Annotated in this window: 26 protein-coding genes; 19 read left to right on the top strand and 7 right to left on the bottom strand. The window is 42.7% G+C overall.

Translation table 11 applies throughout. The features are described 5' to 3' along the window. Window position 1 precedes the first annotated feature (1 nt). Entirely contained in the window at window positions 2-331 is a 330-nt protein-coding gene (locus IRY55_RS04520; RefSeq protein WP_194562050.1) for an ArsR/SmtB family transcription factor, read from the bottom strand. 158 nt (window positions 332-489) lie between these two features. Here IRY55_RS04520 and IRY55_RS04515 point away from each other — a divergent pair, with 158 nt between their 5' ends. Next, the gene (locus IRY55_RS04515) at window positions 490-2,289 is read left to right on the top strand and encodes a sigma-70 family RNA polymerase sigma factor (protein WP_194562049.1); all 1,800 of its coding nucleotides are present in this window, start codon (window positions 490-492) and stop codon (window positions 2,287-2,289) included. 311 nt (window positions 2,290-2,600) lie between these two features. Next, window positions 2,601-2,726: a hypothetical protein gene (locus tag IRY55_RS13540; RefSeq protein WP_268920768.1), complete on the top strand. Its 126-nt coding sequence runs from the start codon at window positions 2,601-2,603 to the stop codon at window positions 2,724-2,726. A gap of 23 nt (window positions 2,727-2,749) precedes the next feature. On the opposite strand, the gene IRY55_RS13620 is transcribed toward IRY55_RS13540, so the two are convergent. Further along, complete coding sequence (locus tag IRY55_RS13620) at window positions 2,750-3,139, bottom strand: methyl-accepting chemotaxis protein (protein ID WP_408015131.1); 390 nt, start codon at window positions 3,137-3,139, stop codon at window positions 2,750-2,752. A 743-nt stretch (window positions 3,140-3,882) separates the two neighbouring features. Here IRY55_RS13620 and IRY55_RS04505 point away from each other — a divergent pair. Then, entirely contained in the window at window positions 3,883-4,947 is a 1,065-nt protein-coding gene (locus IRY55_RS04505; protein ID WP_194562048.1) for a DUF4145 domain-containing protein, read from the top strand. A 94-nt stretch (window positions 4,948-5,041) separates the two neighbouring features. Here the strand turns inward: IRY55_RS04505 and IRY55_RS04500 are convergent, their stop codons facing one another. Then, window positions 5,042-6,205 (bottom strand): sugar diacid recognition domain-containing protein, encoded by a 1,164-nt coding sequence (locus tag IRY55_RS04500; RefSeq protein ID WP_194562047.1) that lies wholly within the window; start codon window positions 6,203-6,205, stop codon window positions 5,042-5,044. Between the two features lie 159 nt (window positions 6,206-6,364). Between IRY55_RS04500 and IRY55_RS04495 the strand changes: the two genes are divergently transcribed. The 9 genes from IRY55_RS04495 to IRY55_RS04455 are packed head-to-tail and all read left to right on the top strand — an operon-like array spanning window position 6,365 to window position 14,788. Then, window positions 6,365-7,528 carry an NAD(P)/FAD-dependent oxidoreductase gene (locus IRY55_RS04495; RefSeq protein ID WP_194562046.1) on the top strand — a complete coding sequence of 388 codons (1,164 nt, stop codon included), beginning with the start codon at window positions 6,365-6,367 and terminating at the stop codon, window positions 7,526-7,528. 19 nt (window positions 7,529-7,547) lie between these two features. Beyond that, complete coding sequence (locus tag IRY55_RS04490; RefSeq protein ID WP_194562045.1) at window positions 7,548-8,333, top strand: SDR family NAD(P)-dependent oxidoreductase; 786 nt, start codon at window positions 7,548-7,550, stop codon at window positions 8,331-8,333. 26 nt (window positions 8,334-8,359) lie between these two features. Continuing rightward, complete coding sequence (gene nhaC, locus IRY55_RS04485; protein WP_194562044.1) at window positions 8,360-9,796, top strand: Na+/H+ antiporter NhaC; 1,437 nt, start codon at window positions 8,360-8,362, stop codon at window positions 9,794-9,796. After that, entirely contained in the window at window positions 9,783-10,559 is a 777-nt protein-coding gene (locus IRY55_RS04480) for a LamB/YcsF family protein (RefSeq protein WP_194562043.1), read from the top strand. Before nhaC ends, IRY55_RS04480 begins: the two co-directional genes overlap by 14 nt. 1 nt (window position 10,560) lies before the next feature. Then, entirely contained in the window at window positions 10,561-11,289 is a 729-nt protein-coding gene (pxpB, locus tag IRY55_RS04475; protein WP_194562042.1) for a 5-oxoprolinase subunit PxpB, read from the top strand. After that, entirely contained in the window at window positions 11,277-12,233 is a 957-nt protein-coding gene (locus IRY55_RS04470) for a 5-oxoprolinase subunit C family protein (RefSeq protein ID WP_194562041.1), read from the top strand. Before pxpB ends, IRY55_RS04470 begins: the two co-directional genes overlap by 13 nt. A gap of 11 nt (window positions 12,234-12,244) precedes the next feature. Further along, on the top strand, window positions 12,245-12,724 hold the full coding sequence (locus IRY55_RS04465; RefSeq protein ID WP_194562040.1) for an acetyl-CoA carboxylase biotin carboxyl carrier protein: 480 nt from the start codon (window positions 12,245-12,247) through the stop codon (window positions 12,722-12,724). Continuing rightward, window positions 12,721-14,049, top strand: coding sequence for an acetyl-CoA carboxylase biotin carboxylase subunit (gene accC, locus IRY55_RS04460; protein WP_194562039.1), 1,329 nt, complete (start codon window positions 12,721-12,723; stop codon window positions 14,047-14,049). The genes IRY55_RS04465 and accC overlap by 4 nt, the downstream gene beginning before the upstream one ends. A gap of 13 nt (window positions 14,050-14,062) precedes the next feature. After that, window positions 14,063-14,788 (top strand): class II aldolase/adducin family protein, encoded by a 726-nt coding sequence (locus IRY55_RS04455; protein WP_235961012.1) that lies wholly within the window; start codon window positions 14,063-14,065, stop codon window positions 14,786-14,788. A gap of 269 nt (window positions 14,789-15,057) precedes the next feature. Here IRY55_RS04455 and IRY55_RS04450 read toward each other — a convergent pair whose 3' ends face one another. After that, the gene (locus tag IRY55_RS04450; protein WP_194562037.1) at window positions 15,058-15,297 is read right to left on the bottom strand and encodes a hypothetical protein; all 240 of its coding nucleotides are present in this window, start codon (window positions 15,295-15,297) and stop codon (window positions 15,058-15,060) included. A gap of 203 nt (window positions 15,298-15,500) precedes the next feature. On the opposite strand from IRY55_RS04450, the gene IRY55_RS04445 reads away from it, so the two are divergent. The 3 genes from IRY55_RS04445 (at window position 15,501) to IRY55_RS04435 (ending at window position 17,715) form a co-directional block, all read left to right on the top strand. Beyond that, window positions 15,501-16,049, top strand: coding sequence for a sigma-70 family RNA polymerase sigma factor (locus IRY55_RS04445; protein WP_194562036.1), 549 nt, complete (start codon window positions 15,501-15,503; stop codon window positions 16,047-16,049). Continuing rightward, window positions 16,030-17,085, top strand: coding sequence for a DUF4179 domain-containing protein (locus IRY55_RS04440; RefSeq protein WP_194562035.1), 1,056 nt, complete (start codon window positions 16,030-16,032; stop codon window positions 17,083-17,085). Before IRY55_RS04445 ends, IRY55_RS04440 begins: the two co-directional genes overlap by 20 nt. Window positions 17,086-17,217: 132 nt before the next feature. Next, window positions 17,218-17,715: a hypothetical protein gene (locus tag IRY55_RS04435; RefSeq protein WP_194562034.1), complete on the top strand. Its 498-nt coding sequence runs from the start codon at window positions 17,218-17,220 to the stop codon at window positions 17,713-17,715. Between the two features lie 103 nt (window positions 17,716-17,818). Here IRY55_RS04435 and IRY55_RS04430 read toward each other — a convergent pair whose 3' ends face one another. Both IRY55_RS04430 and IRY55_RS04425 read right to left on the bottom strand, forming a co-directional pair. Next, window positions 17,819-18,133 carry a DUF5713 family protein gene (locus tag IRY55_RS04430; protein ID WP_194562033.1) on the bottom strand — a complete coding sequence of 105 codons (315 nt, stop codon included), beginning with the start codon at window positions 18,131-18,133 and terminating at the stop codon, window positions 17,819-17,821. 27 nt (window positions 18,134-18,160) lie between these two features. After that, window positions 18,161-19,723: a bifunctional metallophosphatase/5'-nucleotidase gene (locus IRY55_RS04425; protein ID WP_194562032.1), complete on the bottom strand. Its 1,563-nt coding sequence runs from the start codon at window positions 19,721-19,723 to the stop codon at window positions 18,161-18,163. Window positions 19,724-19,932: 209 nt separating this feature from the next. Between IRY55_RS04425 and IRY55_RS04420 the strand changes: the two genes are divergently transcribed. The 4 genes from IRY55_RS04420 to phnE (IRY55_RS04405) all read left to right on the top strand — a co-directional run bounded on the left by IRY55_RS04420 (window position 19,933) and on the right by phnE (IRY55_RS04405) (window position 23,452). Further along, on the top strand, window positions 19,933-20,982 hold the full coding sequence (locus IRY55_RS04420) for a phosphate/phosphite/phosphonate ABC transporter substrate-binding protein (RefSeq protein ID WP_194562031.1): 1,050 nt from the start codon (window positions 19,933-19,935) through the stop codon (window positions 20,980-20,982). A 70-nt stretch (window positions 20,983-21,052) separates the two neighbouring features. Further along, window positions 21,053-21,814, top strand: coding sequence for a phosphonate ABC transporter ATP-binding protein (gene phnC, locus IRY55_RS04415; protein WP_194562030.1), 762 nt, complete (start codon window positions 21,053-21,055; stop codon window positions 21,812-21,814). A 16-nt stretch (window positions 21,815-21,830) separates the two neighbouring features. Beyond that, window positions 21,831-22,631, top strand: coding sequence for a phosphonate ABC transporter, permease protein PhnE (gene phnE, locus IRY55_RS04410; RefSeq protein WP_194562389.1), 801 nt, complete (start codon window positions 21,831-21,833; stop codon window positions 22,629-22,631). Window positions 22,632-22,642: 11 nt separating this feature from the next. Beyond that, a complete protein-coding gene (gene phnE, locus IRY55_RS04405) occupies window positions 22,643-23,452 on the top strand; it encodes a phosphonate ABC transporter, permease protein PhnE (RefSeq protein ID WP_194562029.1) in 810 nt (269 codons plus the stop codon). Window positions 23,453-23,493: 41 nt separating this feature from the next. Here phnE (IRY55_RS04405) and IRY55_RS04400 read toward each other — a convergent pair whose 3' ends face one another. Then, window positions 23,494-23,868, bottom strand: coding sequence for a hypothetical protein (locus IRY55_RS04400; protein WP_194562028.1), 375 nt, complete (start codon window positions 23,866-23,868; stop codon window positions 23,494-23,496). Window positions 23,869-24,014: the final 146 nt, after the last annotated feature.

Here is a 24,014-nt window from a genome sequence, read left to right as displayed (position 1 = left end):
TTCATTCGCACAACAAACGGCGCTTTTCCGCAGTGAGCGGTTCGAGCGTGTTTGCGATGGAAGGTAATGTTTGGATAATGTGAAGAATGAGCGGATAGAGCGGGTGTGTGTGTCGTAATGAATAATACACCCATTTTCCTCGTCGTTCTTCGGTTACGATGGACGCTTCTTTCAGCCGTTTCATATGTTGACTAATAGAAGGCTGGCTCATGTCGAGTAAGGCGACGAGTTCACAAATACAAAAAGCGTCGTGGACTAAATAAGAGACGATACGTAAGCGCGTTTCTTCTCCGAGCGCTTTCAAAACATGTTCTGTTTCTAAAAATGTCATCGGTTTATTCCTTTCATATGCGTAATAATTGATTTGATTTTAAAATAAATCGCTATAAAACATGATAATTTAAAAATAATGAATAAGCAAATGATTATTTGATAGTGAATTGTAACCTTTTCAAAAAAAGAAGTCTCTAATAAGGGAGGAGGGATAGAATGGAACGATGGATTCAGCGAGCAAAGAAAGGAGACGAAGCTGCTTTTTCACAACTCGTCACACCGCTTCGCCCGCGTCTACTATACAAAGTATTGACGATTACGAAAGACTGGGAAATGGCAGAAGATGTCGTGCAAGAGGCGCTTTTTACGAGTTATCAAAAGCTCGAGCAATTGAAAGAAGCCCGCTATTTTGAAACGTGGGTCATGACGATTGCGATTCGACTAGCGTATCGGCACGTCCAAAAAGAGCTAGAGACAATACCTTTAGAAGAAAGTGTGATCGCTAGCATCCAGCATGAAAACGAACGTGAAGAAGTGCTCGTCCTATTGAAAGAACTGCGAGAGAGTGAAGCCCGCCTATTACAGACGTATTATTTTTCAGGTTATTCCATAAGAGAAATTGCCGAGCATTGGGAGTTGTCCGAAAGTGCGATAAAGACGAAATTACACCGCGCACGTCGAGCGTTTCGTCGTGTTTACGAACGTCAACGAGGAGGAATTGAAATGACAGAAGAGAACAGGCTACAACGACAATACGAACGAGCGAAAGAGATCGCAGGAGTCGCAACACCTCCAACCATTATCGATTACGATGAGGAAGAAGGAACGTATGTCATCGGTTGGGAAGAAGACGTCATGCTGACATTGACGAAAGAAGGGCGACTCCAAAGCTATGACCGAGAAGTGGAAGTGACGGGTGAACATCAGTCGCTTGAACCATTGCGCCGCATCGCTGAACAGTGGCTCGTTGCCCATATCGGTCCTGTCTTTTCACAATACCGAGCGGAGCGATTCGTTGCGCGAAAAGAAAGTGTGACGTTTTACTACGAGCAAGAAGCGGGCGGACTCCCACTTCCGTATAGTGGTTGCTATGTCAAAATAACAATGGATGGACAAGTTTCGGGGTGCTATCATTATGGTGAAGTAACAATTCCAGAAGTGAAAGACATCGTCCAACCGTCTGCCATACTCGAACATGCTGCCCGTCACGTCACTTTTGAAAAAGTGATTGATGAAGGAAGATGGGTGTATGTAGCGCGTAATGAAACGTATCGAGCAGATGTCGCAACACCGACTCTTCTCTACAATTGGGACATGGAAGACGAGCCTTCAAGTCGAGAAATGTCCATCGTTTGGCCGAAGAAAACGCCGCTCAGCTGGCAACAAATGCTCGGTGTCGACAAAGCCTGCATATTGCGCACACGAGAAGAACCGAAAGGAATCGTCTACGGTACGCCGCGAGAACGACCGAAAGATCCGATGTCGTTTGAGACGTATTTTCAAATTCAAAGTGCGGAGACGGTGAAAGTGACCATTGATGAAGAAACGAATTTGCCGAACGGTGCTTTTTCTTTTCGACAAGAAAAGGGAGAAAAGACGTGGACGGAAGAAAAGCGTCACGAGCGAGCGCTCCATTGGCTACAAGTCGTCATCCCTCACGCTGTCCCTTACCTCGTCGAAATCGAACGTGAATTTTTAGATGAACCGTACGTCTTTCATTGGATAAATGATAGAGGAGATCAATTGGCGCGTCTTTCCGTTCAAGTGAGTGAAGTGACGGGAGCGGTGACGTACTATGCAAGTGCTACACTTACAGCAGATGAAGCGCAACAGTTAACGGAGGCAGAAGTGTGGAGTGAAAAGGAAGTACGGGCTGACTATGTGAATCGCATGAGCGTTACAAAACGATGGGAACGAGTAGAAGGAGCGTATGTGTTAGTGTATGACATCGTCGATCACTCGACGAAACAACCGCTCGAACGCTGCGACGCACTCACTGGAAAATGGGAAAGCTAAAAGTTTTATAGTAATCGTATGTGAATGAAAGAGAAGGAATTTATTTTTCAAATAAAACAATGATACGAAGCGTATCGATACGTTTTGTAACGTTACGAAATGGTGCGTTACGAAATTTATCATTACGCCCGTATCGTTACGTTTTGTAACATAGCAAATCGTAACAAAATTCCGTATCGTTATGTTTTGTAACGTTATGAAATCGTACGTTACAAAACGTTACCCTTAATAATACCATTCTTAAAAATTACCAAGAGAAGATATAATAATCTTTATCCGTCAATGGATCTTATACACGTACAGAAATGAAGATGAAAAAGAAAAAAGAAAAAGTTGTCCAGAAAAAAGAAGAGAGGCGTAATGTAACGGGTGAAAGAAAAAACAAAGGAGATGACAAAGATGATGAAAGACATAACAAAAACGCCTATGAAAGATGAATTCATAAGCGTTTCGGATGACATTACTTGACCATTTCTTGTAAAAAATCATTCATTTCGGCACTCAATGTATTCAAGCGCTCGATAATGTCACTGAAATCTTGAACGAGTGTCGCTTGTTCATTCGATGCTTCAGCGATTTGGCCCATATTCGTTTTTAAGTTTTCCATATTATGTTTAATGTTTGATAAAGAATCTTCAATTTGTCCCGTTGCACCTGCTGTTTGAAGTGATAATTTACGAACTTCTTGCGCAACAATACTGAATCCAGCCCCGTGTTGACCGGCACGTGCTGCTTCGATCGCCGCATTTAATCCGAGTAAGTTCGTCTGTTGAGAAATGCTTTTAATTAAGCTCGTAATTTCATTCGTTTTTTCAGAGTCTTTTAACGCATGTTCCGATTGTTCGCTCATCTCTTCACTCGTTGCTGATAGTTCTTCCGAGTGCGCTGCGATAATGTGAACGCGATCTTGTAAAGAATCGATAATGCCTTTCATCGTGTCCATATATTCTTTTAATTGTTCTTCATTTTCGACAGGAAGTCCGATTGCCAATGCTCCGACGACTTCACGACCTTCTAAAATCGGGAAAGCGAATGCTTTAATCGGAACACCGTACACACTGCGATCGATATAGACGTCCGCATTTCTACCACTAAATGCGATGTACACATTGTCATCCCCTGGATTGACACGTTCTCCGTCTCGGTACCCTGAATCGACCCGACGTCCTGGTAAGTAACGTTCGACTGTGTCTTTTTTCTTATCTGCGACTGCCACAATCGCTTCGCCTTTCAACACTTTATGAATGTAAGGGGCTGCGATGCAAAGCGCCTCTAATGTATTCATCGTTTCTGTCATCATAATGCCTTCTTTCTATGTTAGTTTCCATTTTTAGTAGTATATCATTGACTGAGTGAAAAGTATCAGTTTTCTATAGAAATCTATAAAATTAACATAGATTTAAAACGATTATAAGAAATTAGGAATGAAGAATGATGATTCAGATTTCAAAAGAATATTGTGCCTTATAAATGACCTATCTTCAACGTAGAAGATAGGTTTTTTTGTGCAACTATACAATTGGTGTAAATTTGGTACAATATAAGACAAAATGTGAGGAATTGAATGACGGTAGGAAGATGGGAGGATGTTGAATGTTTTATGCGTTTTTAGAAAAAGAAGATTTACAGCTCGCTCAATTTTTAGAGGAGCTAGAGCTTGCGGTGTTTCAAAATCCGCGTGCTTTATTGACGCATAGTCGGACGTTGATTGAAATTATTTTCCAAAAGATTGACAAAGTGGAAGGAATCGAACGCCCTTACGGATTTAAATTAATCGATCATTTAAATGATCAAGATGTTTATGAGATGCCACAACATATATTGGATGCGTGCCATGCGATACGGGTGGAAGGGAATCGGGCGACGCATCAAATTGAACAAGTGTATCTCGTTCAGTCCTTGACTGTATGGCGCCACATTTATGATGTCATGCGCTGGTATATGGAAGCATATTTAAGCCCAGACTTAGAAATGCCACCGTATCGCGATCCGAAAACACATGATGCGCTTCGAACATTAGAAATCGGCGAATTAACATTGCGTTTGGAGCAATTAGAAAAGCAATGGCAAGATGGGACAGATCTCACGGAAGTGGCTCCTGTAGAACGAGGGGTAATATTGCCTGGTATGACGACCGTTCGTACGCTCACTTTCCGAGAAGAGTCGATCGATATTCCGTACTTTTTACGAGACGCCCTTTTACTCCCTCAACGTTTTGAAAAGAGTGAATCGTATCTCATCGCTTTAAACAATAAACAAGAAGCGCGCTTCATGAGCGAATTACCATATTCGTTGGATGACCTACATACCCGTACGCCACGCCGTAAACAAGAACATACCGCCGTTTTTGTCGAAGAATTAAAGCACTTTATCGAAGAGGAAATTCGGAGAAAACAAGTGCGTGCGGAACGTCAAGGAGATGGCGAGTTATTGTTGTTTTACGAAGGGGAACAGCTCGTCATTACAGAAAGTCGCGCGGCAATCAACATCGACGACGAACTGTTACCGCGATCTCCGAAACTCGTTGAACATTTACAACGCGACGGCATTACAAGCGTTGGATTACTACCGAAAGAATTCGTCCTCATCGGCAAATACGACCAAATCGGCCCCCAACGTGTAAGAGATTTTTGGGAAATTTTGAAGAAGACGGAGTAATAAAAAAGTACCCTTACAATAAACGCATGAAATCAAGATTTTGTATTGATTTCATGCGTTTTTAAATTTGAGGAGATTATCAACTCTTTCTGTCTTATTTATCGTGCAGAAGAATGAGTGTGTAGAGGGCGATGCAGTTTTGGAAGGAGTCGAGAGGAAGGTCGATTTGTTCTTCTATTTGTTTTAAGCGATATGTTAACGTATTGCGATGAATAAATAAATCTCGGGCTGCTTCACTGCTATTAAAATTAGCGTGGCAATAGGCGATAAAAGTATCTTTTAGCTCGATATAATTTTTATGTTGAAACAGTGGTGCCAGACGTTGAATCAGTTTCGTATAAGCTTGTTCCGGTGTATGCTGGACGAGGTGATTAAAAATTGTTTCACCTTGTTTGTAATGAAAAAATGTAGCAGATGTTCGGTGGGAACGGCTTGCTTTTATTAAGTTTTCCGCTTCTCGGTACGAATGCACGACGTCGATAATGGATAGTTGACCATCTCCGACTGCAATATGTAAATCCTCCTTTCGCACTTCCATCCATCGTTGTTTCAATCGCAATAAAGTATGTTCCAATTGTTGTAAAGTGGTGGAACTGAGAGAAACATGTGGAATCGTTTTTAAAATACAAATCGTATTTGGGCCAATTTGACCAATGACATCTTGTTCATTTAATTGTAAAATTGTTCGAATCATTTCGATAAGTATGGACGCTTCATTGACCGAACTAATTTTTTGGTCGAGTTCCAACAAGATACAAAATCGAGGACGGTCCATTTCGATGTTTAAAATGGTGCTCACCGTTTCGACATGTTGAATCGTTAAATTTTCGCGTTCGAAAAAAAGTAAGTAATGAAGAAAAGTATCGATCGTTTGTTGATTTAACGATTGAAATTCTTTACGTATCGCTTCATGACAGCGCATTTCGATATGGTTTTTCACTAATTGAATATAGTTTTCAGTTTCTTGATCTCTTTTCACTTTTCCTAAAATTCCGATGGCGCCAAGCACGGTACCGTTGACGATAATCGGTGCCGCCACTCCAGGAAAGATATTTACTAAATCTTTCACTGCTTCCTCTCCCCAATAAATCATCTCTTTTTGAACGATGACTTCATGTAGTAAAGGATCAAATAAGCCAAGTCGGGATGTATCATTGACGCCGATTAAATGTCCCGCTTGATCTGAAATACTAATCGGATATCCGATAATGCTTTTAGTATCTTCTGAAATTTTTTGCGCAATTTTTGTAAGTATCATGTCACAACTCCTCCACATTTTGTGCACTTTGTATAAGAAAACCTCTCTTATCTCCATGAAATTCATCCAATATTGACATAGCTGCACGAGTAAGCGTTTTCATATAATTGGATTATAACAAGTTGCATAACAAGTTACAAAGCGCAGGGAGGACATGGGATGAAAAATTATGATGTATTAATTGTAGGTGGAGGAATTATGGCAGCGAGTGTTGCCTATCACCTACGCGAACAAGGGTATTCAGGTTCGATTGGAATCTTTGAAAAAGATGCGATGTATGAATATTCCTCAACACCTAGAAGTGAAGGAGGGATACGCCAAACGTTCAGTACGGAAATTAATATTAAAATGAGTCAGTATAGCTTTAATATGTATGAGAAGTTTGAACAAGAAATGGCACTCGATGGAGACGAAACACTGATTGATTTTAAAAAGAATGGCTATTTGTATTTATTGAATGAGATGTCTTTACCTATTTTTGAAGATATTTTAAAAATTCATCGAAAGTTAAATGTGAAATCGGAGTATTGGACACCTGCGGAATTGAAAGAGCGCTATCCGGATTTTTGCGTAGAGGATTTAGCAGGAGCGGTATTTGATCCGGATGCTGGAAATGCAGACCCTTATTCTGTCTTACAAGCGTACAATCGTCACAATAAAAGACGTGATGTCGATTATATGTATGAAGAAGTCGACACGATTTTAAGAGAAGGGGATCGTGTGACGGGAGTTCGTTTAGCGAATGGAGAAGTGTATCACGCGAATATCGTCGTGAACGCAGCCGGAGCTTGGTCTGGTGAGTTAAGTGATAAATTAGCCTTGCCGATTCCAGTGAAGCCGCTTCGTCGCCAGTTATATACAATCGATATGACAGAACGTTTTTCTCAAACGATACCGTTTACTTTTGATCCGACCGGATTGCATTTCCGTACGGAAGGAGATCGCTATGTCGTCGGTTGGGCAAGAGAAGATGCTTATGGATACAATTTTAAGTTAAATCGTTCGTTTTTTGAAGAAGAGATTTGGCCTGTGTTAGCCTCACGTAGCCCACTTTTCGAACAGTTGAAAATGGAGCGTGGATGGGCAGGTTTATACGATTATAATACGGCGGACCAAAATGCGGTTATTGGCGAACATCCTGAACTGACGGGGTATTACATCATTACAGGATTCAGTGGTCATGGGTTCCAACATGCGCCAGCAGCTGGAAATGGATTGGCTGAATTAATTCATTACGGCAAGTATGAAACGATTGATTTACATCCATTGCGAGTAGAACGCTTCAAAGAGAAGGATCTCGTGTTAGAAACAGCAGTTTATTAAAAAAAGGAGTGGAATGAAGATGCGTTTACAAAATAAAGTCGTCATTATTACAGGTGGTAGCCAAGGGATTGGACGAGCGACAGCTTTTCGTCTAGGAGAAGAAGGGGCAAAAGTCGTCATTGCGGATATTAATGACGAAGCAGGAGCTCAAACGGTTCAAGATTTGAAAGATGTGAATGTCGAAGCATTGTACGTTCGCACAGATGTGAGTCAAGAAGAAGACGTGAAGCAGTTGATGGAAAGAACAGAAGAGCATTTCGGTGGCATTGATGGGTTGATCAATAATGCAGCAGCTACTGTTCGCAAGTCAGTGGAAGACACGACGTTAGCAGAATGGAATAAAGTTATCGGCGTGAATTTGACAGGCGCCTTTCTCTGTTCGAAATATGTCGTCGCACCGATGCGTCGTCGGGGTGGTGGAGGCATTGTCAATATGGCTTCATGGCATGCGGATCGTACGATTACACGTTTTGCTGCATATGCTTCTTCAAAAGGTGGTATGACAGCGCTTACGCGTCAAATGGCTCTCGATGTCGGGGTGGATCAAATCAGAGTGAACGCAGTCTTGCCAAGCACAGTCGATACGCCGATGTTGTATGAAACATTTAAAGCGTTGCCAGATCCGGAAGAAGCGATGAAACAAACATTACAACATCAGCCACTCGGAAGAATTGCAACAGGAGAAGATATTGCGAATGCTTGTCTTTTCTTATTATCTGATGAGTCAGCATTTATTAGTGGACATTCTTTACGTGTCGATGGTGCTGCCTTCAATAAAGTAGCGCGCCCTCTCATGTTCGACTAAGCGAGAGGAAAAAAGGGGGAATGGATATGAAAACAGTCAGGTTACCGAATAAAACTGAAATTGTACTCATTATCATTTTATTTTTAGCCATTATGTATGTCTCACTCGCCGTTTTTGAATTACCGATTCAATTAGCGCTACTCGCTGCATGGGTGGTGGTCGGGCTTTTAGGTTTGCGTCTTGGTCATACGTACGATGCCATTCAAGGCTCTATTGTGAAAGGAATCAATCAAGGGGTAGAGGCTTTACTTGTCATCATCTTTGTCGGTGCATTGATTGGAGGATGGATTGCAGGAGGTGTCGTTCCGACTTTAATTTATTACGGTCTTGACATTTTACATCCTTCTATCTTTTTATTCGCAACATTGATCATTTGTGCGTTAACGGCGATTGCGACAGGAACGAGCTGGGGGACAGTTGGAACGGTCGGGATTGCAATGATGGGAATCGGGCAGAGCTTCGGGGTGCCGATGCCACTCGTAGCAGGTGCCATCATTTCAGGAGCTTATTTCGGAGATAAATTATCCCCGCTTTCCGATTCAACCGTCATGGCTGCTTCTTTAGCGAAAGTTGAAATTATTACCCATGTGCGCTCGATGCTATACATTAGTGTGCCCGCTTTAGTAATTTCAAGTGTTCTTTATTTAGGAGCTGGGTTTTTATTTTTAGATAAAACGGGGGAGGCAGATATTGGCATCGTCGCAACGAATATGGCGGCTATTCAAGAGAACTTCCAAATCGGTTGGTATATGCTCATTCCTATCGTCCTCGTTTTAGTATTATTAGCTAATCGTTTTCCAGCTATTCCAACGATTGCAATTGGTGCTTTGCTCGGAATGATTTGGGCATACTTATTCCAAGGAATGGATCTCGTCTCGGCAACGACGGTGTTGTATGAAGGCTATACAATCGAATCCGGAACACCTTTCATCGATACATTATTTAATCGAGGTGGTATCGTATCGATGCTCGGGGTCATCGTCGTCATGATTTTAGCATTAGGATTCGGTGGTTTAATGGAACAAATTGGCATATTAGAGGTGATGCGTGCGAGTTTCTCCAATTGGATTAACAATACAGGGCGTCTTACAGTCGCGACAATCGTTTCTGCGTTTCTAGGAAATTTCTTCGGAAGTGCAGGCTATGTGTCTCTCATTACAGGGACGAAAGTGACGGAGAAAAACTACGACGAAATGGGAATTGATCGTAAAGTGTTGTCTCGTAACACAGAGAGTGGTGGGATTTTGACAGCGCCGATGGTTCCTTGGTCAGATAATGGAATTTATATGGCGACTGTATTAGGAGTTTCTACGATGTCTTATTTACCATTTTTATGGTTGAACTTTGTAGGAATCGGGATTGCGATTTTCTATGGCTATACAGGACGCTTTATGTGGAAAGCGGAAGATGCAGGAGAAGAAATTGAACGAGAAGAGGAGGAACTGGTATATGAAAGTCATTGATTTAAATTGTGATCTCGGGGAAAGTTTTGGTGATTATAAGATGGGGCTCGATGAGCAAGTCATCCCTCTTATTTCATCAGCGAATGTCGCTTGCGGCTTTCATGCGGGAGATCCGAATGTGATGAATGACACTGTGCAAACGGCGAAGCAACATCATGTCGCAGTCGGTGCACATATAGGATATCCTGACTTAGTCGGCTTTGGACGTAGAAACTTAGATATCACAAATGAACAACTACGCAACGACATCATTTATCAAATCGGAGCGTTACGCCAATTCGTAGAACTTCATGGCTTAACATTACAACATGTAAAGCCACACGGTGCAATGGGAAATATGGCGTTTGTCGATGAACGAATTGCGCGTGTCATCGTCGAGACGATGTTGGAAGTAACTCCTGAACTTTATTTATATGTTTTACCTGGTACGGCAGCACATCGCATCGCCGAGCAGAGTGGTTTACCTTTTATTTTGGAAGTGTTCGCGGACCGAGCGTATAACGATGATTTAACGCTCGTGTCTCGAAAAGAAGAAGGAGCGGTCATTCACGAACCAGAACGTGCCGCGGAGCACGTGTTACGGATGATTCAAGATGGAGTCGTCAAAACAAGGACGGGCGCGTACGTACCGATTCAAGCGGAAAGTATTTGCGTGCATGGAGATACAGCGGGTGCTATTCATATCGTCAAGTCGATTCGAACATTATTACAACAAGAGGGCATTGCGATCCAATCGTTCCAGCAACGAGAGGCGGTTGAATGACATGACGTGGATGGAAGAACAAATCGTCGATATTTTTCCGATGGGCGATCGTGCAGTCGTCTTTCAATTTGAACATACCATCGATGTGAAAGTGAATGAACTCGTTCATCAAATGAAACATACAATTACACAATGTGCGTTAGAAGGGATTGAAACACTCATCCCATCCTTTAACAATTTAACAATTGTGTACAATCCGAGTATTCAAACATATGATTCGCTCGTGCATCAAATTCTCCAATTGCGTTATGAAGAACAACCGGATATGTGGCAAACGAAAACGATTCATCTTCCTGTTGTTTTTAACGCAACGTACGGTCCAGACTTATCGCTCATTGCGGAACATGCAAATCAAACGGTAGAAGAGGTTGTAGACTATTTTACGAGTCATTCTTTTTATACGTATATGATCGGTTTTATTGCGGGATATCCGTATAGTGGAGATATTGCTGAATGTTATGCCTTACCAAGAAGGAAAGAACCGCGATTGCGCGTCCCGAAAGGAACGATTCAAATTGCGAATCGGATGACGGGGATTTCAACGCTGACGTCCCCTTCTGGTTGGCATATGATCGGCTGGACACCGATGGATATGTTTGATCCTTATGCTACACCGCCAACAACTGTGCAAGCAGGAACGCTTATCCGTTATGTCGCGATTACGGAAGAAGAGGCAGTGAATTGGAATGATCATGTACAGAGAGAGTGGAATGCGAAATGGAATGTATAAGTGTAAGGAAGAAAGGCCTTTTTACAACGATTCAAGATGAAGGGCGCCTCGCCTATGCAGCTGATGGAGTGTCTCGTTCCGGAGTGATGGATGGGTTCGCTGCTCGATACGCCAACATACTCGTTGGCAACCCACAACATGCTGCTGTCTTGGAAATGACACTTGTCGGAACCGATGTGGACATTTTAACGAAAAGCGCCATCGCTATTACAGGAGCGAACTTATCACCTGCATTAAACGGACAACCGATGGACTTATGGAAAGTGTATCTCGTACAAGCAGGAGATCGTGTGACATTCGGGCGTCGCATAACAGGGGCACGTGCTTATATGGCGATTGATGGAGGATTTGATGTTCCGCTCGTCATGGGAAGTGCTTCTACTTTTACAAGAGGCGCTTATGGAGGTTTTGAAGGGCGAACATTAGAAAAAGGGGATGTGCTTTGTAAGAAGCGAAATATGCACCCTTTAGAAAAATTAAAAGGTCGACGCCTTCGCCCACAAGAAATCCCTGTTTATGATGCCAATCGTCCGATTCGTTTCATTCGGGGACCGCATTTCGATCAATTCGAACAAGCGAGCTTGGAAGAGTTTTTAACGAAGTCTTATACGATTACGAATGATTCGGATCGAATGGGCTATCGTTTAACGGGTCCGTCGCTACAACATCGACAAGGACCCGATATTATTTCAGATTATGTTGCATGTGGCACGATTCAAGTGCCCGGAAGTGAACAACCGATTATTCATATGGCGGACTGTGGAACGTCTGGCGGTTATACGAAAATCGGTGTCATCATTACCGTTGATTTATCAGAAGTAGCACAACGCATACCAGGGGAACAGATTCGGTTCGATATGATTGATGTGGACGAAGCGAACCGAATCTATCGTGAACAGAATCAACAAATGACGAAAGTGGCCTTGAATAACCGAATGATTTAGGAGATGGACAAATGAAACAGACAAAACAAGTCATCGCATGGATGGAAAAATTCCATGAACTTTCTCTCACTTCTTTTGAATGCGAAACAGACACAATGAGCGTGCGCATGACGAAAGAATTCGTAGAAGGAACAGAGGTAACGAAAGTAAATGAAGCACAAAAAATAGCAGTGGTGACAAACGAGAGTAAAGAAAATATTGAGACAGAAGAAATGAAACAACAGGTTAACGTAGAAGAAATGACTTACATTGTGACGGCTCCGATGGTTGGTATTTACTACAGTAAGCCGAGTCCTGATGAGCCTTCTTATGTAGAGGAAGGTCAAACGGTTACAGAAGGTGATCCGCTATGTGTATTAGAATCGATGAAACTCTTTAATGAAGTAGAAGCGACGAAATGCGGTAAAGTCGTGAACGTGTACAAACAAGATGGCGATTTTGTAGAATTTGGGGATGCTTTGTTTGAAATACAGCTAGAGGAGGAAGTATGATGCGCCGAATTTTAATTGCGAATCGTGGTGAAATTGCTGTGCGTATTATACGAGCATGTCGAGATCTCGGGCTTACGGCAATTGCGGTTTATTCCGAAGCAGATCGAGCGGCACTCCATGTCCAAATGGCGGACGAAGCTTACTGTATAGGGCCTGCTCCTGCTCATGATAGTTATCTTAATATTAAAAATATTTTAACGGTAGCGATAGAAAAAAATGTCGATGCCATTCATCCAGGGTATGGATTTTTAGCAGAAAATGCGAATTTCGCTGCCCTTTGTGAAAAAGAAAATATTAAATTTATCGGTCCGTCTTCCCATGTCATTGAACGTATGGGAGATAAAGCAGAAGCGCGCAAAACCGTGGCAAGTCAAGGGGTACCTACAATTCCAGGAAGTCCAGATATCGTGCCTACTGTGGAGGAGGCACTCGATATTGCAAAACAGTATGGATATCCGGTCATGATTAAAGCGACAGCTGGAGGAGGCGGAAAAGGAATGCGTGTCGCGCATGATGCCAAAGAAATGAAAACAGCCTTTCAACAAGCAACACGTGAAGCAGAAGCCGCATTTGGAAACGGAGCGGTTTATATTGAGAAATTTATTGTAGCCCCTCGTCATATCGAAGTTCAAATTGCCCAAGACCAACACGGACAAGCTGTTCATTTTGGGGAGAGGGATTGTTCTGTACAACGTCGTCATCAAAAACTAATCGAAGAAGCTCCTTCGCCGTTTGTCGATGATGTATTGCGCGACAAGATGGGAGTCGCTGCAGTACAAGTAGCACTTGCTGTTGGGTATGAAGGGGTCGGCACAGTAGAGTTTTTAGTCGATGCGGATAAAAACTTTTACTTTATGGAAATGAATACGCGCATTCAAGTCGAACATCCGATTACAGAAGAAGTAACATCGGTCGATTTAGTGAAAGAGCAATTCACTATCGCGCGTGGAGATCAATTATCCGTAAAGCAAGAAGAAATTCAAATGACGGGCTGGGCGATGGAATGTCGCATTAATGCAGAAGATGTGGACAAAGATTTTCAACCATCACCCGGTACCATTACGTCCTTACTCGCTCCAGGAGGTATTGGTGTCCGTCTTGATAGCGCAGCACATATGCATTCTGTCATCAGTCCGTATTATGATTCGATGATTGCAAAATTGATTGTGACAGGAAAGACTCGAGAAGAAACACTCATTCGTCTAGAACGAGCATTGCGTGAATTTCAAATCGAAGGGGTCAAAACGACGATTCCATTTCACCTCGCATTTCTTCAAAGAGAAGCTTTTCGACAAGGAAATTATGATACGAGCATTTTAGAATAAAGGGGAGAGTATGATGAATTTCGAACAAGAACGTCAAAAGAGAAAAGAACAATTAGCAGGAGCTTTTCGTATATTTTCGCGCTTCGGATTTGACGAAGGGAACGCAGGACACATTACCGTACGTGACCCAGAGTTTGAAGATCACTTTTGGGTGAATCCTTACAATATGCACTTTAGTTTAATTCGTGTGTCTGATTTGCTTCTCGTCAATCATGAGGGAGAAGTAGTAGAAGGAAAGCATGAAGTGAATAAAGCAGGGTTTACGATTCACTCGGAACTTCATAAAGCGCGTCCGGATGTCATTGCGGCTGCTCATGCGCATTCTGTCTATGGGAAAGCATTTTCCACATTAGGTCGTCTCCTTGATCCAATCAATCAGGAAGCATGTGCTTTTTATGAACATCATAGTTTATTCGATGATTACACGGGTGTCGTCCATGACTTATCGGAAGGCCAACGCATTGCAGAAGCCCTTCAAATGAATAAAGCGGTCATTTTACAAAACCATGGATTGTTGACGGTCGGTGGATCGATTGAAGAAGCGGTATGGTGGTTTATTAATATGGAACGCTCTTGCCAAATTCAATTGATTGCGGAAGCGGCAGGTCAACCCGTTTTCATCAATGAAAAAGATGCAAAACATACAGCGAAACAAGTCGGTTCACCCGCAGAAGCGAAACGTTGCTTTGCACCAATTTGGGGTCGTATCGTGAACGAACAGCCTGATTTTTTAAGCTAATCGAAAAGATTTAAAAAGGGGGCATCTCAATCGAGGTGTCTCCTTTTTAGATTTAAAGTATAGTTAGAGAAGAAATAATGGTAAGTGTTACGTTTTTTGAAGCGTTGAGATGATAACATCAGACCGTCTTTCTTATGACAAGGAAGACGGTTTTTTATATGCTTATCGTTCGATCATCATCGATTGTAAAATTTCGGCGACGATTTCGGGGCTTCCTTTCGGTACTCGTTTTTTCGGGACCGTTTGCAACGCTCGCTCGGTCGCTTTCGTCATAGAAGCATCCTATCTTGATGCCAATGAGAAGGGACGTCGTATACATTCACCGTTCCGTCTCCATTACTATGATACGTCACCATGCCGACTGCGGTAAATTCTCCGACTAAAACGACGACATCTTCAGGGAAGACGAGGGTCGTATCTTCAATGTACGGATTGACAGGCGTTCCTTTTTCGTCAAATAAGACGGTGAGAGGCGGTGCTGGAGAAGTGTTCGTATATTGATGCCACATACGCGCATATTCGATTTCTTCTGGAGTCTATTCAGAGAAAAGAACTGCATCTCCTGGTGCATTCATTTCTTTATATCGTACAGAAGGTGTTAGGTTGAACCCATTTTGAACCCATTTGAAAAAAGATTTATTTTGTTGATAGGTTTTGGAGTGTTGCATCGTTATATAGAGTGAAAAGCGCTTTTCGAATAGGAGGAAATCCGATGTTAACGAATCGACAACTGCGACGTTTGGCGCGCCACGATGAACGGCTGTTGCCTGTCGTTATCGATGCATACGGGCCGTGGGTGAAGGCGATTTGTTATCGCATCGTGGCTCCGATTGCAGGCACTTCCGCTGTGGAGGAATGTGTCAATGATGTATTTTTACGAATTTGGACAAAGGCACCGACCTTTGACGGCACGCCGGAACAATTTAAAGGATGGGTCGGGCAAGTGACGAAGTCTGTCGCAATCGATCATTATCGCAAAGTTCAACGTCAATTGGAGCGAGAAGCTCTTTATGCCAATATTCCAGAAACGCCCGTAGAGGAGAAAGATGATTCTTTCCATGAACAAATTGCAACATTATCCACGATCGACCAGCACATTTTTAAGATGAAATATGAGGCGGGGTATTCCAGCAAAGAAATTGCAGAACAATTGCATTTGACGGTCGCGAGTGTCGACAATCGCTTGTCCCGTGGACGCCGACAACTGGCGGTAACTTTACATCCGAAAAGGAGAGATGACGATGCCACACCAATCTTTTGATGATTTAGATGTTGAACAAATTGAACCGATGGAGATGACCAATATGGAAAAGAAAAAAATAGAACGTTATGTGAGAGCAGAAGTCCCGACAAAACGACGTGTCGGCGTGATTGGACGCGTCGCAGCCGCTGCGGCAATTTTAACGACGAGTGTCGTCGGAGCAAGCTTTATGTCCCCAACGATCGCGTCGCAAATCCCGTTTATGGAAAACGTCGTTTCGCTCTTTGATCAAAACGAAGCGAAAAATGAACATGCGACGATTATCGGACAAGTGAAAACGTCCAATGGAATATCGACGATGGTCGACCGTGCAATTTTCGATGGAAATACGGTGACGATTTATTTCGCGGTTGAATTAGATGAGCCGGTTCCAGGAGCGGTTGGATTGCAGCAAGGCGTTGGAAATTTACAAGTGAAAAAGTCGAGCGGTATGGCGGGAACAGAACGTATCGAAAAAATTGATGACTTGCACTATATCGGCATGATGGAAATGACATTGTTCGACCATGACGCTCCGACAGCTTCTGTCGTATGGGATATGGAGGCGTGGGAATTTTACAATGCGGATAATGAAGTCATTAAAACGGTCGATACGGATTGGACGATGGCCTTTTCAGTAGAGGCGGAAGAAGCGACGACAACGACGGTTATGGAGCGCTCGTCTGTGGAAGGCGTCGATGTCATTTTAGAATCGATGACACGCACACCGATTTCGACAAGCTTACATGTGAAAACTGTCGCTTCAAAAGAAGCTCGTGAAGCATTGCCCCCTTTACAAGGAGTTGCGCTCAGTTTATTCGGGGGAGAAACATCGATTGAAGAATTGAACATGTTTAGCCCGACATTCCGCGTCGTAGATGATTTAGGCAATGAATATGTCGAATCAGGAGGAGCGGGAACGATGGAAGGAGAAGGGCCGATGTATTCTCTTTCAACATTTGATCCGATTCACGAGGAGGCGAAAAGCTTAACGATCACACCTATTTTAATCGAACGCGACATGCAAGAAATGCCAAGCATTACGATTCAGTTATAAAAGGATAGAAACATCTCACGTCATTTGATGTGGGGTGTTTTTGTATGAATGTAAATTTTCTGTAAATTCCATTATTTCCAATGATTTATTTCGAAAAATCTGACAATATAGAGGGGAATAGGAGGGGAAAGTATGAAAATCGTTTTATTGTTTATTTGGAAATATGTAGGGATTCCTTTTATTGCAATATGGATTATCTTTTCTTTGCCGCTTACAGAAGATACGCAAGTTATTCTTGTTTTGGCTGTACTCATCATCGTCATTTTGTCGCTCGTCGTACCTCCGATTGTGAGAAGGCTCGTTGGAAAATTTGGTGTACAAGCGCTCGCTTATATCGAGGCATCTAACAGGCAACACGCGTACATTGTAGCGCACGTCATCCAATTTGATCGGGTAGACGCTGAACTGTTAGTCATTGAAGAGAACGGAGAACAATTTAGAGCGAAAGCCCGAATTTATATAGAAGAGTGGGAGGCAAGAACATTCGGTCCCCATCAAAAAGCAATCGTCCGTTATTTGCCATTTTATAAAAAACGAGTCGCTTTCGACATCATGCATTATTCGAAAAAGCGAGAGGAAGTTTTAAAGCAGTTTTATAAAAAGAAGAACGTTCAAAAGTCGCGAACGTGAAGTGAGTATAAAATGCAATATGTAGTCATGAAGGATCCATTAAACACTCATTCTACTGAAAAGAAAATAAGACAACTCGATGGAAAGAGTTGTCTTATTTTTGTTACCAATCTCGTTCTTGTAAGGCATCTTCTACGTCGAGTGAGATATCGTAATGGTCGAGCATGTCGATGACGGTGACGGCGATAGAGTCACGGGCGACCGTTTCGATTTCGCTATTTTCCGCTTCGAACAATTCAGCTAATTCGTTAATTTCAATCGTCGCCCGGTCAAATGCGGCTTGAATGACTTCTTCTTGTCGTTCGCCGGTTGCGAGCAGTGCGTCCACTCGTTGTAACGCTTCTTTTACTCGGTCGACGAGATGTTTCGGGTAGTAAGCATCGCGATACATGTCGACGACATACCATTCTTCTTTCATACAATCCCTCCTGTTAATATGTCCTTTTTAATAAAGGAATGTGTAGTTTTTCGTGAATGTCGGTGTGACATTCGGGTGGCGTAAGAAATAGTCTGCCAACACTTCCGTCATATCGACTTGTGGGTCCGCGAGACGTTTCGCTTCTTTAAACATGTCGAAATGTCCTGCACCTGTCGCACGGTAATTGTTCATGACGACGTCATACAGTGCGTCGTCTTTTACAGGTACTCCTTGGTGAGTAAGCATTGTGACACGCTCGCCGACTGGTTTTCGCAAGTCTGCGACAAATTCCACACCGTCCCACATATCATAGTTGTACGGCTCTTCTTTCGGATAAAGGAAAGCTTCTGATACAGTCGGTTCACCCGCTTCATTCAAAGTGAAATAACTTGCGGATTGTTCGATCGCTTCTCGAATGTCTCGCCCTGTTAACTGTAAAACGACGAGTGTGTTCGGGAAAATATAATTCGTAATAATGTCGCGCATCGTCACTTCGCTCGGCAATCCACCCGGGCCATTTTGGAAAATCGACGTACATGAAATGTTCGTATCCGTCGCTTCCATTTGTACCGCATTGATCCATTCGACATACGGATGCTTCTGTAAACGCGCTTCGAATGCATCTTGATACTGCAAGTTCCCGTCGATCGTGCCGAGCGGTTGGTCGAGCCACGTTTGAAGCTTTTCATCTAACGGTGCTAAATGATCTAATAAGTCCACATTCGGTGACGTCGTTTCTTCGATTGGAACGAGAGTAGGGAAATGTTGAATGCCTGTCATTTCACCTGCGTCATCTTTCGTCACTTGAACGATCACTTGGCCGAGCATTTGGCCTTTAGAGCCAGGTTGCACGATGCTCACATCACCGATTCGTTGAGCGAGTTGTCGATGTTGGTGACCGGTTAATAAAACATCGATTCCCGGCACTTCGGTCGCGAGTGCATAGCCTTCGTTTTCTCCCGTCGTTTCGAGCACTTCGCCTGTTTCTAAGTCCGTTTCGAATCCGCCGTGATAGGCGACGACGAGGCAATCGATGTTTTCATGTTGTCGAATGTAAGGAACCCATTCTTTCGCTGTCTCTAATGCGGAGCGGAACGTTAATCCTTTAATATGGTCAGGGTTTTCCCAAACAGGAATGTATTGTGTCGTGAGTCCTAAAATGGCGACACGTACACTACCGATTTCTTGCACGATATATGGCGTTCGTAAAGGTTCGTTTTTTTCATCTAAAATCGAGGCAGTTAAGTACTGGAAGTTTGCAGCATCCATCGCTTTTGTTAAATAATCCATCCCGTAGTTAAACTCGTGATTGCCGAGCACGGCTGCATCATAATTGAGCATATTGGCAAGTTCAATCATCGGGCTCGGTTTTTCTGAATGAAAAGTGGCGTGATAATACGTGAGCGGACTTCCTTGAATGAGGTCGCCGTTATCGATGAGTAAAGTTGGGCGTTCTGCGCGTTTTTCAGCGATGCGTGTCGCCAGTTTCGCAAGTCCAAGGGGAACGTTTTGATCTTCGCCATAAAGGGTCGGGTAGACGAAGCCGTGTACGTCGCTCGTTAAAAGCAGTTGAATTTCATATGTAGACATAGGGGAATCTCTCCTTTGAAATAGTATTCCATATTATGGGATGTCATTATTTCTTTATAATGATAGTTTACATGGAATGAGCGAAAAAGTAATCAATTCATATGAAATTTACGAAAAAGCTATATTATTTTATCAATTGACAATTATAATTCTTTTTATGTTATAATAATTTTGTTGTAACTAACTTACTAGTAGTCAGGAGAGATTGTATGAAGAAAATGAGTATGCTGTTGATGGCTATGCTCCTTTCGGTTGTACTCGTTGCATGTGGTGGCGGGGACAAAGAAGCAGAAAAAGATCCGGAAACAGGCAATACGAAAATCGAGAAGTTATCGATCGGTTTCGTTCCATCACGTGATCCACAAGAAATTACGACAGCGACTGAGCCTTTGAAAGAAATGTTAACAGAACAGTTAGCAAAACAAGGATATGACGTTGCGAAAGTAGATATTACAGTCGGTACGAACTTCGAATCAGTCGGAGAAGCATTATCAGCAGGTACGTCGGATATCGGATTAATTCCAGGTGGCACATACGTATTGTATGACGATGGCGCTGAAGTCATTTTAACAGCGACACGCGCTGGATTAAACAATGATTCTGAAGAAGCGAAAGATTGGAACGACAACAAACCAACAGCTCCAACAGAAGAACAAACAACATCTTATCGCGCGATTTTAATCGCAGGTCCAACTGAAAAAGGACAACAATTAGCGGAGAAAGTAAACGCTGGAGAACAATTAACATTTGAAGACTTAGACGGTGCAAACTGGAACGTCATGTCATCATCATCACCAGCAGGTTACATTTACCCATCTCTTTGGTTAAAAGAAAACTTCGACAAAACAATTCCTGACTTATCTAAAGTCGTCCAAGCCGATTCATATGGTAATGCGTTTGCACGTCTTGCGAGTGGCCAGACAGACGTTCTTGTCACATATGCGGATGCACGTCGTGACTACGAAGACCAATGGACGAGCGAATTTGATCGCAAAGAATCAATCTGGGATGAAACGAACGTCATCGGTGTTATGCCAGCGATTTATAACGATACGATTTCAGTGAGCAAAAACTCAAAAATTATGGATGCTGACTTGAAAAAAGCATTACAAGAAGCATTTATCGAAATTGCAAAAACAGATGAAGGTAAAGAAGTGATTGCCATTTATAGTCACGAAGGATACAAAGAAGCATCAGATAGCGATTACGACAAAGAGCGTAAAGCGCAACAGTTATTGCAAGAATTACAATTAAATTAAGAAATTTCGAGTGTCTTTGTCTGTCATAGGCAAGACACTCTTTCTTTTATAAGAAGAAGGAGTGAACAGCTTGATTCAATTTAAAGAAGTCGGCTTGACGTATCCGAACGGATTTCAAGGATTAAAAGATGTCAACGTCACAATCGAACAAGGAGAATATGTGGCGGTCATCGGATTATCCGGAGCGGGGAAGTCAACCTTTATTCGCTGCGTGAACCGCATGAACGAAATTACGGAAGGAGAATTGATCGTACAAGGTCAAAATGTCCCGACGTTAAATAAAAAAGAAGTGCGCCAAATGCGTCGTTCCATCGGAATGGTTTTCCAATCATTCAACTTAATTACGCGTGCGACCGTATTGAAAAACGTACTCGTTTCATTCGTTCCGGATTTACCCGTTTGGCGTAAAGTGTTCGGGATTTTCACGAAAGAAGAGAAAATGAAAGCATTAGAAGCGTTAGACCGTGTAGGAATTTTAGATAAGGCGTTCGTGCGTGTCGATCAACTATCAGGAGGACAACAACAGCGTGTTGCGCTTGCGCGTACACTCGCTCAAGAACCTTCAATCATTTTAGCGGATGAACCGGTTGCCTCTCTCGACCCGGTCACAGCAAAAGCAGTGATGGACGATTTTAGAACGTTTAACAAAGAATTAAATATGACCGTTATTATGAACATTCACCACGTGGAACTCGCGCTGGAGTATGCTTCGCGTGTCATCGGAATTCGCGCAGGTGAAGTCGTTTATGACGGACCAGCAAGCGATGTGAATGAAGCGGTATTGAGCGCCATTTATAACGGTCAATTGCCTGAGGAGATAGGGGGAGAGTAACGTGAAATTATTCGGAATGAAGCCGTCTACCGTCACGTTGTCAAATGGCAAAACGGTCGTAATGAAACGTTCACAAACTCCTTTCGTCGTGCTTTTATTAGTTGTTTTGACGATCGCTGCAGGAAAATTGACGGGCTTTAATATCGTCGAGTTATTTGAACGTTTGCCTGCTTTATGGGTCATTTTAGAACAATTGTTTAACCCGAACTTCGCCTATGCGAGCAAATTATGGATTCCGTTACTCGATACGATTAAAATGTCGTTTATCGGTTCGGCTTTAGGCGCTTTGTTAGCTTTACCGATGGCGTACCTTGCTTCATCGAATATGATCAGCAATCGTGTCGTCGTATCGTTAAGCAAGTTTTTCCTAAGTGTGTTGCGAACATTGCCGACACTCATCGTCGCATCGATTGCGACATTTATTCTCGGACTCGGGACGATGGCGGGTACGGTAGCGATCTTTATGTTCACAATCGCTTATGTCGGGAAATTATTGTACGAACAAATTGAAAACGCAGATATGAAAGCGTACGATGCGATGCTTTCAGTTGGGATGACACCTTTGCAAAGTTTCCGCTATGCGATTCTTCCGCAAGTGTTACCGTCTTATTTATCGACTGCACTGTTTTCATTCGAAGGGAATGTTCGATACGCTTCAATTTTAGGGCTCGTTGGAGCGGGTGGAATCGGACTCATGTTGAATGAAAACATCGGATGGCGAAACTATTCGAACGTCGGTATGATTCTTTTATTGTTGATGGTAACCGTTATTGTCATTGAGACGATCAGCGAAACATTGCGTAAGAAATTAATTTAGGAGGTGCGTCCATGAATGCAGTACAACGTCAATACGAACAAGAACCGAGATGGAAAACATCGACGATTATTTCGATGATTTTCGCATTTTTGTTTTTAGTTTGGTCGACGACAGCGATCGACTTTTCGAACTTTACGGAAAGCGGTATGAAAATAGCGAAAAATATTTTGCTCGGGATCGTCCAACCGAATATGGACTTATTGTTTAACTTTACACAACAAGGCGTACCTTACTTATTGCTAGAAACAGTGGCGATCGCCTTTTTAGGAACGATTGTCGGTTCTGTCTTAGCGATTCCGCTCGCCTTTTTATCTGCGACGACAATCGTGCCAAAACCAGTGGCGTATCTCGTTCGCTTATTACTCATTGTTATCCGTACGATTCCTGCGATCATTTACGGTTTATTGTTCATTCGCGTGACAGGGCAAGGGGCTTTTACTGGTGTGTTAACGATGTCATTCGTTTCCATTGGGATGTTGTCTAAGTTGTATACCGATGTCATCGAAGAATTAGATCACGGTGTGCTCGAAGCGATGGAATCGGCTGGGTGTACGACGTATGAGAAAATTCGTTTCGGCGTCATTCCACAACTTTCCGCTTTATTCGTTTCGATTGTCATTTATCGTTTCGATATGAATATGCGGGATGCGGCTGTGCTCGGATTAGTCGGTGCAGGAGGTATTGGGGCGCCGTTAATCTTCGCGATGAACTCTCACCGCTGGCCAGAAGTTGGTGCTTTATTGATCGGTTTAATTATTTTAATTTTAATTATTGAATGGATGTCAAATCGCCTTCGTTCAAAAATTATTAAAGGTGTATAATGTACAAAATCCTGTCCGCTTCATGAGCGAACAGGATTTTTTTATTCGAGTGGGCCATCGTAAAGTAAGCCGTCTTTCGTTAAATGCACGAATTTCACATGGTTTTTTTGAAGGAGGGCGATACTTTTATAGGTTTCTTGCCCATTGACTGACCAAAGGATGATGCGTTTATGTGGATTGTCTTCAATGATTTTAGAAGGGATCGCATCGTCGATTCCGAGCTCTCGTAATTTTAAAGCTTCCGCTCGCTCTTCTGAAATATTTTCCTTTTCATCTTGTTCGCGAGTTGGGGCAACGGGGGTTTCTTCTGTTTCGACAGCCTCTTGCTTTTCCACTTGTACGGGTGGAGGTGTCTCCGCCTGTTCAGAACATCCTACAAGCAATACACTTGCGAGGAGCCACGTATATTTTTTCATAAAAAATCTCCTTTCATTCTCTGTACATGTACTGTAACGAAGATAAAAAAGAGAAACAACTTCGCCCCCTCATCGAAGACAGAAACAGTCCGTCTGACGTAGAAAATTTCCAATATTTATAGAATGAAACTATTATTTTATAAAAG

This window comes from Savagea serpentis, assembly GCF_015351395.1.
Classification (GTDB): domain Bacteria; phylum Bacillota; class Bacilli; order Bacillales_A; family Planococcaceae; genus Savagea; species Savagea serpentis.
This window is presented reverse-complemented; position numbering and strand designations above follow the sequence as displayed.

What these genes read in the sequence shown, in the direction of transcription:
- IRY55_RS04520 (WP_194562050.1), bottom strand. Translation starts at nt 331, where the DNA reads ATGACATTTTTAGAAACAGAACATGTTTTGAAAGCGCTCGGAGAAGAA.
- IRY55_RS04470 (WP_194562041.1), top strand. Translation starts at nt 11,277, where the DNA reads ATGGAATGTATAAGTGTAAGGAAGAAAGGCCTTTTTACAACGATTCAA.
- IRY55_RS04440 (WP_194562035.1), top strand. Translation starts at nt 16,030, where the DNA reads ATGCCACACCAATCTTTTGATGATTTAGATGTTGAACAAATTGAACCG.
- accC (WP_194562039.1), top strand. Translation starts at nt 12,721, where the DNA reads ATGATGCGCCGAATTTTAATTGCGAATCGTGGTGAAATTGCTGTGCGT.
- phnE (WP_194562029.1), top strand. Translation starts at nt 22,643, where the DNA reads ATGAATGCAGTACAACGTCAATACGAACAAGAACCGAGATGGAAAACA.
- IRY55_RS04465 (WP_194562040.1), top strand. Translation starts at nt 12,245, where the DNA reads ATGAAACAGACAAAACAAGTCATCGCATGGATGGAAAAATTCCATGAA.
- IRY55_RS04450 (WP_194562037.1), bottom strand. Translation starts at nt 15,297, where the DNA reads ATGTGGCATCAATATACGAACACTTCTCCAGCACCGCCTCTCACCGTC.
- IRY55_RS04400 (WP_194562028.1), bottom strand. Translation starts at nt 23,868, where the DNA reads ATGAAAAAATATACGTGGCTCCTCGCAAGTGTATTGCTTGTAGGATGT.
- phnE (WP_194562389.1), top strand. Translation starts at nt 21,831, where the DNA reads ATGAAGCCGTCTACCGTCACGTTGTCAAATGGCAAAACGGTCGTAATG.
- IRY55_RS13620 (WP_408015131.1), bottom strand. Translation starts at nt 3,139, where the DNA reads ATGAGCGAACAATCGGAACATGCGTTAAAAGACTCTGAAAAAACGAAT.
- IRY55_RS04515 (WP_194562049.1), top strand. Translation starts at nt 490, where the DNA reads ATGGAACGATGGATTCAGCGAGCAAAGAAAGGAGACGAAGCTGCTTTT.
- IRY55_RS04505 (WP_194562048.1), top strand. Translation starts at nt 3,883, where the DNA reads ATGTTTTATGCGTTTTTAGAAAAAGAAGATTTACAGCTCGCTCAATTT.
- IRY55_RS04425 (WP_194562032.1), bottom strand. Translation starts at nt 19,723, where the DNA reads ATGTCTACATATGAAATTCAACTGCTTTTAACGAGCGACGTACACGGC.
- IRY55_RS04445 (WP_194562036.1), top strand. Translation starts at nt 15,501, where the DNA reads ATGTTAACGAATCGACAACTGCGACGTTTGGCGCGCCACGATGAACGG.
- IRY55_RS04455 (WP_235961012.1), top strand. Translation starts at nt 14,063, where the DNA reads ATGAATTTCGAACAAGAACGTCAAAAGAGAAAAGAACAATTAGCAGGA.
- pxpB (WP_194562042.1), top strand. Translation starts at nt 10,561, where the DNA reads ATGACGTGGATGGAAGAACAAATCGTCGATATTTTTCCGATGGGCGAT.
- IRY55_RS04500 (WP_194562047.1), bottom strand. Translation starts at nt 6,205, where the DNA reads ATGATACTTACAAAAATTGCGCAAAAAATTTCAGAAGATACTAAAAGC.
- IRY55_RS04420 (WP_194562031.1), top strand. Translation starts at nt 19,933, where the DNA reads ATGAAGAAAATGAGTATGCTGTTGATGGCTATGCTCCTTTCGGTTGTA.
- IRY55_RS04495 (WP_194562046.1), top strand. Translation starts at nt 6,365, where the DNA reads ATGAAAAATTATGATGTATTAATTGTAGGTGGAGGAATTATGGCAGCG.
- IRY55_RS04480 (WP_194562043.1), top strand. Translation starts at nt 9,783, where the DNA reads ATGAAAGTCATTGATTTAAATTGTGATCTCGGGGAAAGTTTTGGTGAT.
- nhaC (WP_194562044.1), top strand. Translation starts at nt 8,360, where the DNA reads ATGAAAACAGTCAGGTTACCGAATAAAACTGAAATTGTACTCATTATC.
- IRY55_RS04435 (WP_194562034.1), top strand. Translation starts at nt 17,218, where the DNA reads ATGAAAATCGTTTTATTGTTTATTTGGAAATATGTAGGGATTCCTTTT.
- IRY55_RS04490 (WP_194562045.1), top strand. Translation starts at nt 7,548, where the DNA reads ATGCGTTTACAAAATAAAGTCGTCATTATTACAGGTGGTAGCCAAGGG.
- IRY55_RS13540 (WP_268920768.1), top strand. Translation starts at nt 2,601, where the DNA reads ATGAAAAAGAAAAAAGAAAAAGTTGTCCAGAAAAAAGAAGAGAGGCGT.
- IRY55_RS04430 (WP_194562033.1), bottom strand. Translation starts at nt 18,133, where the DNA reads ATGAAAGAAGAATGGTATGTCGTCGACATGTATCGCGATGCTTACTAC.